General features: G+C 51.8%; 8 protein-coding genes, 2 tRNA genes and 1 pseudogene. 7 read left to right on the top strand and 4 right to left on the bottom strand.

The window, feature by feature from the left end:
- Positions 1-106 precede the first annotated feature (106 nt).
- A complete protein-coding gene (locus tag J2Z49_RS14205; protein WP_307403771.1) occupies positions 107-1,708 on the top strand; it encodes an FAD-binding protein in 1,602 nt (533 codons plus the stop codon).
- 269 nt (positions 1,709-1,977) lie between these two features.
- Here J2Z49_RS14205 and J2Z49_RS14200 read toward each other — a convergent pair whose 3' ends face one another.
- Complete coding sequence (locus tag J2Z49_RS14200) at positions 1,978-2,214, bottom strand: hypothetical protein (RefSeq protein ID WP_307403769.1); 237 nt, start codon at positions 2,212-2,214, stop codon at positions 1,978-1,980.
- A gap of 174 nt (positions 2,215-2,388) precedes the next feature.
- Here J2Z49_RS14200 and J2Z49_RS14195 point away from each other — a divergent pair, with 174 nt between their 5' ends.
- A complete protein-coding gene (locus J2Z49_RS14195; RefSeq protein ID WP_307403767.1) occupies positions 2,389-3,543 on the top strand; it encodes an RtcB family protein in 1,155 nt (384 codons plus the stop codon).
- 28 nt (positions 3,544-3,571) lie between these two features.
- Here the strand turns inward: J2Z49_RS14195 and J2Z49_RS14190 are convergent, their stop codons facing one another.
- Entirely contained in the window at positions 3,572-3,781 is a 210-nt protein-coding gene (locus tag J2Z49_RS14190; protein ID WP_307403765.1) for a 4Fe-4S binding protein, read from the bottom strand.
- 328 nt (positions 3,782-4,109) lie between these two features.
- Between J2Z49_RS14190 and J2Z49_RS14185 the strand changes: the two genes are divergently transcribed.
- Positions 4,110-4,250 (top strand): hypothetical protein, encoded by a 141-nt coding sequence (locus tag J2Z49_RS14185; protein ID WP_307403763.1) that lies wholly within the window; start codon positions 4,110-4,112, stop codon positions 4,248-4,250.
- Positions 4,251-4,334: 84 nt separating this feature from the next.
- Here J2Z49_RS14185 and J2Z49_RS14180 read toward each other — a convergent pair.
- A tRNA-Lys gene (locus tag J2Z49_RS14180) sits at positions 4,335-4,410 on the bottom strand.
- Positions 4,411-4,488: transfer RNA gene (locus J2Z49_RS14175), tRNA-Pro, on the bottom strand.
- 294 nt (positions 4,489-4,782) lie between these two features.
- Between J2Z49_RS14175 and J2Z49_RS14170 the strand changes: the two genes are divergently transcribed.
- From J2Z49_RS14170 to J2Z49_RS14155, 4 genes and pseudogenes are all read left to right on the top strand, one after another.
- A complete protein-coding gene (locus J2Z49_RS14170; protein ID WP_307403761.1) occupies positions 4,783-5,124 on the top strand; it encodes a phasin family protein in 342 nt (113 codons plus the stop codon).
- 198 nt (positions 5,125-5,322) lie between these two features.
- Positions 5,323-6,084 carry an ATP-binding protein gene (locus tag J2Z49_RS14165; protein WP_307403759.1) on the top strand — a complete coding sequence of 254 codons (762 nt, stop codon included), beginning with the start codon at positions 5,323-5,325 and terminating at the stop codon, positions 6,082-6,084.
- Between the two features lie 246 nt (positions 6,085-6,330).
- Entirely contained in the window at positions 6,331-8,346 is a 2,016-nt protein-coding gene (cooS, locus tag J2Z49_RS14160; protein ID WP_307403757.1) for an anaerobic carbon-monoxide dehydrogenase catalytic subunit, read from the top strand.
- A 28-nt stretch (positions 8,347-8,374) separates the two neighbouring features.
- A pseudogene (locus J2Z49_RS14155) lies at positions 8,375-8,847 on the top strand (acetyl-CoA decarbonylase/synthase complex subunit alpha/beta); the annotation flags it as partial.

Here is an 8,847-nt window from a genome sequence, read left to right as displayed (position 1 = left end):
ATATGGGAACCGGTTCCCAACCATCCGGTCAACCCATATTATTCCTAAACTGGAATCTGGGGTTGTCCGGTGGTTCTAATACTATGATACGAGGAAGGTGAATAATATGTATACTCAGGAAATGCTGGAAGCCATTAAACTCGTGGAACAAACCAGGGAACGGCGTTTAAAGGAAACTTTTCCCCGGCTGAAGCCGGAAGAGAAAGAAAATCTTTTGCGTTCCTACCATCCGGACTATATGCCTGAAGCCACCAGGCCGGTAAAGGTAGGCCCCAACAAAGGCGATAAATTTACCCACGAACATGCCGACCTACTGGAAAGCCGCAGTATGCTTGATCCCGATACTTTTCCCCTGGACAACATAGATTTCGACGTGGATGTCCTGGTTATTGGCGGTGGTGGAGCCGGTACATCGGCAGCGCTTTTAGCCCACGAAGCGGGAGCCAGCGTACTGATCGCTACCAAGTTGCGCCACGGCGATGCCAACACCATGATGGCTGAAGGAGGCATCCAGGCAGCAGACAAAGAAAACGACTCTCCGGCCATCCACTACTTGGACGTGATGGGCGGCGGAGGTTATTATAATATCCCCGAACTGGTCGCCGCTTTAGTAAAAGACGCACCCCTGTGCATCCAGTGGTTGGAAAGCCTGGGCTGCATGTTCAGCAAATTCCCCGACGGCACCATGCATACCATTCATGGCGGGGGCACCTCCCGCAAACGCATGCATTTTGCCCATGACTATTCAGGCGCGGAGATTATGCGCACCCTGCGGGATGAGGCCCGCAACCGGGGTATTCCCGTTATTGAATTTTCCCCGGCTGTGGAGCTAATCATTGATGAATACGGGCAGTGTGCCGGAGCTGTACTGTATAATCTAGAAACCGAACAGTACCTGGTGGTAAGGGCAAAAACAGTGATTATTGCCACCGGCGGTTCTGGCCGCCTGCACATCGGCGGCTTCCCCACCACCAACCACTACGGCGCCACGGCAGACGGCATTGTCATGGCTTACCGGGCAGGGGCAAAGTTAATTTATCTGGACGCCACCCAGTTCCACCCGACCGGCGTGGCCTTTCCCGAACAAATCGTCGGGCAACTGGTAACCGAAAAGGTACGGGGTCTCGGCGCCCAGCTGGTTAACGCGGAAGGTGAGCAATTTGTCTACCCGTTGGAAACCAGGGATGCAGTTTCATCGGCAATCATCCGGGAATGTAAAGAACGGAAGAAAGGAATAACCACGCCCAGCGGCATGCATGGCGTGTGGCTTGATTCCCCCATGATCGATATCATCCACGGCAAGGGCACGGTGGAAAAAGAGCTGCCGGCCATGTTTCGCCAGTATAAACGTTTCAATATAAATATGGCCGAACAACCCATCCTGGTTTACCCAACTCTTCACTACCAAAATGGTGGCATTTTGATTAACGACCGGGCCGAAACAAACGTCCCCAATCTCTACGTAGCCGGGGAAGCATCGGGGGGAGTACACGGGCGCAACCGGCTTATGGGCAACTCCCTGCTGGATATCATCGTGTTCGGTCGCCGGGCCGGTATGAATGCCGCCGAAAGGGCAAAGAGCGTAAAATTAGGCAGGCTTACCCTGGATCACGTCAAACGTTACCATGAGGAGCTGCGGAAAGAGGGTCTTGGCCAGAAGGTCGCCCCGATTTTACTCCCGGACTATCGCGGTAAAATCAGTGGTTAGCAATTACTTACTTGAAATGGGCAAAGGCTTTTGGGATAATACCCGAAAGCCTTTTATTTTTCAACGAAGATGCACTGGCAAAACTGCGGCAGGCGACCATACCGCCTAGTCCCGGGATTTTAGCCCCTGGGCAAGCACACATCTGGCATTTCGAGGCACCAATCAGCCCACTTTAGCTACGCCGGATTTTTAGCTGGCCTTTTGTCGTTTTAAAGTCTACCGCCCGTCCAAGCGATAAGACTTTATTCGCTATTTTTTCGCAAATCCGACTAAGACTGGGGTGGATCCAGCTGTTGCTGTACCTGCTGGAGCAGGTCCCCCACCCGGGCGTTTAATTGTTGAAGCTGGCTAAACTGTTGGGACAAGTGCGGCTGGGATGCGGCCAACTGGCTGAGCATTACCCCTATTTCATAGGCGGCTTTCTGTGCTTCCCGGACATGAAAGGATATCTGCTGCCTTTGGATGCCAGGATTGGGGCGGTTGTCCAAAAAGTCCAACCAGCTCACGGGCTTAAAACCTCCTTAAATATTCATGCCTTTTACCTGCGCGGAATATAATTTGTCCCCTTAAAGTATGTACAATGAAAACAAACTATATCCTAAAAAGTCTTCCAAAAACCTTCCTGGCTTTTTATGGGAGGCCATGTTATAATAGGTTCTGTCGCTGGCGAGGTGAGGACAATGAGGATTATTACAACTGAAAGGCTACCCATTAAAATTTGGGCCCGGGAGGTGGAAGAGGGCGCCATGGAACAGGCCCGCCACCTGGCCAATCACCCGTATGCCCGCCATCACATTGCCCTGATGCCCGACGTCCACCAGGGCTACGGCATGCCTATCGGGGGGGTGCTGGCCACGGAAGGGGTAATCATCCCTAACGCCGTAGGGGTGGACGTGGGGTGCGGGGTGCGGGCAGTGAGAACAAATCAGACGGTGGAAGCTGTACGGCCCCGTTTAAGGGATATCCTAAACCAGATCCAGCGGGCTATTCCCACCGGCTTTAACCATCATAAAAAACCTCAAAGCAGCCCCCTTTTTCACCGCGCCCCAGATGTACCAGTAATCCGGGAAGAACTGGAAAACGCCAGGTACCAGCTAGGTACGCTGGGCGGCGGAAATCACTTTATCGAAATCCAGAGGGACGACCAGGATTATGTATGGATCATGTTGCATTCCGGTTCCCGGAATTTTGGCAAAAAAGTGGCCGATTATTATAACCGCCTGGCCATAAACTTACATGAGAGGTATGGTTCCCCCGTACCCCGGGAATGGCAACTGGCTTATTTGCCTTTAGATACCCAGGAAGGACAGAATTACCTGGCAGCAATGCAGTATTGCCTGGAATTTGCCCGGGAAAACCGGGCCCATATGATGAAAGTAATCCTGGGAATCTGCCATTCCCTGTTGCCTGATTTTACCTGGGGCGAAGAACTGGACGTGCACCATAATTACGCCTCTTTAGAAAAGCACTTTGGCCAGCAGGTGATGGTACACCGCAAGGGGGCTGTGCGGGCAGTAGGAGATGTAATCGTACCCGGGTCCATGGGTAGCCCATCTTACATCTGCCGCGGCCTGGCCAACCCGAAAAGTTTTGCCAGTTGTTCCCATGGAGCAGGGCGGGTAATGGGTCGCAATGAAGCCCGCCGGCGCATACCGGTGGAAAAAGTCATTAAAGAAATGCAAGCCCTGGGGGTTGAGCTATTTAAGGTCAAAAAGGGAGACCTGGCGGAAGAGTGCCGCCAGGCCTACAAGGATATTGATCAGGTAATGGAAGACCAGAGGGATCTGGTGGAAATCAAGATCAGGTTGCAGCCCCTGGGAGTAGTCAAAGGTTAAGCACCTGCGTTCATCAACCATTCATGCGTTAAGGATTAGGTACTCTACTAATTGCCCCTGCCGGGCAGGCACGGTAACAACGACCACAGCGGGTACAGTTGTCCAGGTTAATATTATAGTGTACCGTGTCGTCAATATAAATGCCCCCATCCTTACATTCCAGCTCACATGCCGCACAGGACATGCAAAGCTCCTGGTTAATATGGTAGTTGAACTTAAACTTCTTTGGTTTTGTCAAGAAAACCCCCCCTTAATAAACATTGATTGTATGTACCCTTTCTACAGCCCGGGAAAAATTCCTCCCAAAGTTTTTAAAATAAAATACATTGCGGCAAGACAAAATACTAACAAAAAGCTTAGGAAGGGGGACTTATTTTGAACAGAAGGCGCATTCAGGGGGTAATCCGTCGGTATCGCATACCAGGTTCCACCAGCACCGGATACCGGCCGGTATGGGATATGGGGTACGCGGCGGAATACAAAAAAAGAACACGTATTTCTGGCGTTGACAGGCCCAGTACCTAACTGCCGGCAGGGAAATTAACTTCCCGGGGGTTCCAATCTAAATGCTCGGAGATTCAAAGATTGCCATAACCCTGGACACATACAGCCACCTGGTTCCGGGGCTGATGGAGCAGGCGGCGGAGAAGCTGGATGCCGTATTCGGGCAAAAGAAAAACCCTTCCGCGAAGGAAGGGAAAAAATGAAGACGCGCCAGGGGCTTCCTGCAGCGTTTTCATTGCAGTAATTTTGCAGTAAACCGACTGCCCCTGACCCGTGAAAGCCTTATCTGGTGGGCCATGAGGGAATCGAACCCCCAACCTGACGATTAAGAGTCGCCTGCTCTACCAGTTGAGCTAATGGCCCTGGTCGGGATGGAGGGATTTGAACCCCCGGCCTCTTGCTCCCAAGGCAAGCGCGCTAACCAAACTGCGCCACATCCCGCTAATGATAACAAGCTTATTGTTTTTAATGATACAAGATTTAATGATACACGATCAATTATAATCTCCCCTGCTGTCGACGTCAAGGGTGCCAGGATCAAAAAAAAGTCCAGCTTTGCGCTGGACGGGGAGAGATAGAACTCACCAAAGCGGAGTATTCCTAGTATCCCCCGGCAAAGTCTTTAATATACCTATTTGAAGTAAAAAGTTACAAAAAATTTATCCCTAAATAGCTATCCATTCGTGTTATACTTGCTAATGATCACCTAATAACTTTTTAAGGAGGTAGAAACAAATGTTCAAAACGGCCGAAAGGTTAATCCTGGCCGGCATTGGCGCCCTGGCCTTGACCACGGAAAAGGTAGAAAAAATGATTAACGAGCTAGTGGAAAGGGGACAAATGAGCAAAGAAGAAGCACGTGATTTTCTACAGGAATTAATAGCCAAGGGGGAGCAAGAAAAGGCCAATCTTGCGGAGACCCTGCGTCGGGAGATTTCCCAGCTAAGGGAGGAGCTGGGTCTGGTTACCAGGGCGGAAATAGAGGAACTGAGAAACAGGGTCGCCCGCCTGGAAGAACAACTGGCACAGAAGCAAAACGAGACCCCGACTCAGGGTACCGGTAACGATAAAATATAAGCTGCATGAGTTCAAAATTTTTTCTTTTACCAGCAGGAAAATTTATAGCCACGTCGAAATTGCAACTTCAAAATTTTAAAAATATAAAGATGAAGCAGGAATTATCCCCGGCTTTGTAGAAAAGACATTTAGTTACCTCATGGCTACAGCCCAGTAGCTGGAAAAAGTATTTATGAAATGCGCCCGAGGTGAAACTTAATGAAGCTGGCCATCTCCGGAAAGGGCGGTGTCGGTAAAACCACCATTGCTGCAGCACTGGTCAAGTCCTTTGCGGAAACCCACCAAACTGTCTATGCCATTGACGCCGATCCCGACGCCTGTCTGGCCGCTGCCATAGGGATCCCCGAAGAGGTTACCGCCGGGTTAAAACCCATCGTGGAAATGCGGGATCTCATCCGGGCCAAAACTGGAGAGGGTGCCTTTTATACCCTTAACCCGCAAGTAAATGATGTGCTGGATGATTACAGCTACCAGTATAAAAACATCAAGTTTATCCGCATGGGCGGAATTAAAAAAGGCGGTTCGGAGTGCTACTGCCGCGAGAATACCTTCCTTAACGCCGTGGTTTCTTCCTTGCTTCTGGACAGCAATGAAGTAGTAATTATGGATATGGGAGCCGGCATCGAACACTTGTCCCGTGGTACAGCTAAAGGGGTAGACCTGATGCTGGTGGTGGTGGAACCAAGCCGCAACAGCATAAATACCGCCCACCTGGTCAAGCGGTTAGCCGCCGACCTGGGTATCCGCAAAGTAAGGATCATTGGTAATAAGATCCGCACCCCACGGGAAAAGGAATATATAGAAAGACATTTTTTACCGGAGGAGATACTGGGTTTCATCGAGTTCAACAACGAAATCTGGGAAAAAGCTATGGAACCGAACTCAGATGCAGCGGGAGAACTATTAGCCGGCATGAGGGAGGTTCGCGAAAAAATACTGGGAGAGGCGGGTGATCGGTAAACACCGGGGTTGGGAGAGGAATTGAAGCTTTTCACCACCTTATATCTTACTTTCCATCCCTGCCTAAAGGGTTGGTAAAGACCTGGCCACCAACAACAATGGGTGCCTGGATAACCAAGTCAGTAAAAAGAACCACGGGTTGAAAGAGAAAATTCCGGCTGCAAGAGAATAGATCCCAGGAGATTACGCTAAATTGCCAAACCAAATTGTCAATCAGCTAATTTTTTAGCCAAGGAGGTTAAAGCAATGCCAAGGTTTAGAGATCACAGCCATACCTGCCGGCCCTCGGATGCCCCCCGGGTTGTTGATCCGAAGGTAGTAAAAAGGTCCATAGATCCGGCAGTGCTAGAAATGATCGATGTAGCCAAGGAAAGGGGAGTAATTACCACCTTTGACCGGGTGGTGGCACAGCAACCCCAATGTCAGTTTGGCTACAAAGGAATTTGCTGCCGGTTTTGTATGATGGGTCCCTGCCGGATTAAAGCCGACGAAGGTCCCGCCAGCAAAGGAATTTGTGGCGCCTCCGTATGGACCGTTGTGGCCCGCAGCGTCGGCCTGATGCTGCTTACCGGTGCAGCTTCCCACAGCGAGCACGCCAGCCATATGGCCCATACACTCCTGGAGTGCGCCGAGGGACATGCTCCAGACTACAGCATCAAGGATCCAGACAAGCTGCGCCGGATAGCCAGGCGCATTGGTATCGAAACCGAAGGCAAGGACGACAGGACCCTGGCCAAGGAAGTGGCCGAAGCAGCGCTGGCCGACTACAGCCGGTTAAAGGGCTTTGGTGAGTCCACGTGGGTAAAAACTACTATTACCCCGGGACGGCTAGAAAAATTCCGCACCCATAACATTATGCCAAGCGGTGTTTATAATACCATTTCCGAACTGGTCAGCCAGGCACATATCGGCATGGATAACGACCCGGTTAATATTATCTTCAGCGCCCTGCGGGTAGCGCTGGCCGACTATACAGGGATGCACGTGGGTACCGACCTTTCCGACGTGCTCTTCGGCACTCCCAAACCGGTGGTCAGCGAAGCCAATATGGGAGTCATTGACCCGGCTAAAGTAAACATCGTCCTCCACGGGCACAACCCGATCCTCTCCGACATTATTGTCCAGGCCGCCAGGGAAATGGAAGATGAAGCCAGGGCCGCGGGAGCCGCGGGCATCAATCTGATGGGCATCTGCTGTACCGGCAACGAGGTGCTCATGCGTCATGGTGTACCTCTGGTTACCTCCTTTGCTTCCCAGGAACTGGCCATTACTACCGGAGCCATCGATGCCATGGTGGTGGACGTGCAGTGCATCATGCCGTCGATCCGCACCGTTGCTGAGTGCTTCCATACCGTGATTATCACCACTTCACCTATTGTCAAAATTCCTGGATCTTATTACCTGGACTTCCAAACCACCAAAGCGATCGAAAATGCCAAACAGGCAATCCGGCTGGCTATTGAAGCCTTTAAGCAAAGAGACCCCAACAAAGTACACATCCCCAATATCAAGAATAAGGTGGTGGCCGGCTGGAGTTTGGAAGCCCTTTATGAACTCTTCCGCACCGTGGAACCAGACAATCCTGTGAAGGCCCTTACCGATGCAATTTTAAATGGCGAACTGAAAGGGGTGGCCCTGCTGGCGGGCTGCAACAACCTGAAACGCTTCCAGGACGACACCCATATCACCATTGCCAAGGAAATGATTAAAAACGATGTCTTTACCGTAGCCACCGGTTGTGCCGCCCAGGGCTGTGCCAAGCTGGGACTGCTGGCTCCCGAAGCCATGGAACTTGCCGGCGAAGGGCTGAAGAAATTCCTGGCCCGGATCAGTGAAAAGGCCAATTTGAGCACTCCGCTGCCGCCCATTTTCCACATGGGTTCCTGCGTGGATAATACCCGGGCCTCCGACCTGCTAATGGATATGGCCAACACGCTGGGCGTAGATACACCCAAGGTGCCTTTCGTTGCATCCGCCCCCGAGGCTATGAGCGGCAAGGCAGTAGCCATCGGTTCCTGGTTTGTAGCCATGGGCACACCGGTACACGTGGGCTCCATGCCGCCCGTAGAAGGCAGCGATCTCATTTACAGCATCCTTACCCAGGTAGCCAGCGACGTCTACGGTGGGTACTTCATTTTTGAAATGGATCCCAACGTGGCCGCTCAAAAGATGCTCAGCGCTTTAGAATATCGTACCTGGAAACTGGGCGTGCACCGCAAAGTGGCCGAGGACTTTGAATCCGCCCTGTGCCAGAACTATTAATTAGCCAGGACGAAAGGAGGAAACCAGCATGTCCGAGCAAATCAACTTTGACCAGATCTTCGAAAGCGCGATCGAGCCGGGCAAAGAACCCAAGCGGCTCTTCAAAGAAACTTATGAAGGGGCCATCACGGCGGTAAGCTATGCCGAAATATTGCTCAATCAGGCCATTCGTACCTACGGGGCGGACCACCCGGTGGGTTATCCCGATACGGCATATTACCTGCCAGTGATCCGCTGCTTGAGCGGTGAAGAAATCAAGACCCTGGGCGACTGCGTGCCAGTGTTGAACCGGGTGCGGGCACAGTTTAAAGAAAACTTCCGGGACTTCACCAACGCCCGCCTAGCCGGGGAAGCCACCTGGTATGCCGCCGACATCATCGAAGCCATCCGTTACTTAAAGCATACACCGGAGAACCCCCTGCACGTTCCACCCTGGACCGGTTTTATCGGCGACCCGGTGGTACGCCAGTACGGCACCAAGATGGTGGACTGGACCATCCC

It is taken from the genome of Desulfofundulus luciae (assembly GCF_030813795.1).
GTDB classification, from domain to species: Bacteria; Bacillota; Desulfotomaculia; order Desulfotomaculales; family Desulfovirgulaceae; genus Desulfofundulus; species Desulfofundulus luciae.
This window is presented reverse-complemented; position numbering and strand designations above follow the sequence as displayed.

Bases quoted from the DNA above. Each gene is read 5' to 3' on its own strand.
- J2Z49_RS14205 (WP_307403771.1), top strand. From the start codon at position 107: ATGTATACTCAGGAAATGCTGGAAGCCATTAAACTCGTGGAACAAACC.
- J2Z49_RS14195 (WP_307403767.1), top strand. From the start codon at position 2,389: ATGAGGATTATTACAACTGAAAGGCTACCCATTAAAATTTGGGCCCGG.
- J2Z49_RS14185 (WP_307403763.1), top strand. From the start codon at position 4,110: ATGCTCGGAGATTCAAAGATTGCCATAACCCTGGACACATACAGCCAC.
- J2Z49_RS14170 (WP_307403761.1), top strand. From the start codon at position 4,783: ATGTTCAAAACGGCCGAAAGGTTAATCCTGGCCGGCATTGGCGCCCTG.
- J2Z49_RS14165 (WP_307403759.1), top strand. From the start codon at position 5,323: ATGAAGCTGGCCATCTCCGGAAAGGGCGGTGTCGGTAAAACCACCATT.
- cooS (WP_307403757.1), top strand. From the start codon at position 6,331: ATGCCAAGGTTTAGAGATCACAGCCATACCTGCCGGCCCTCGGATGCC.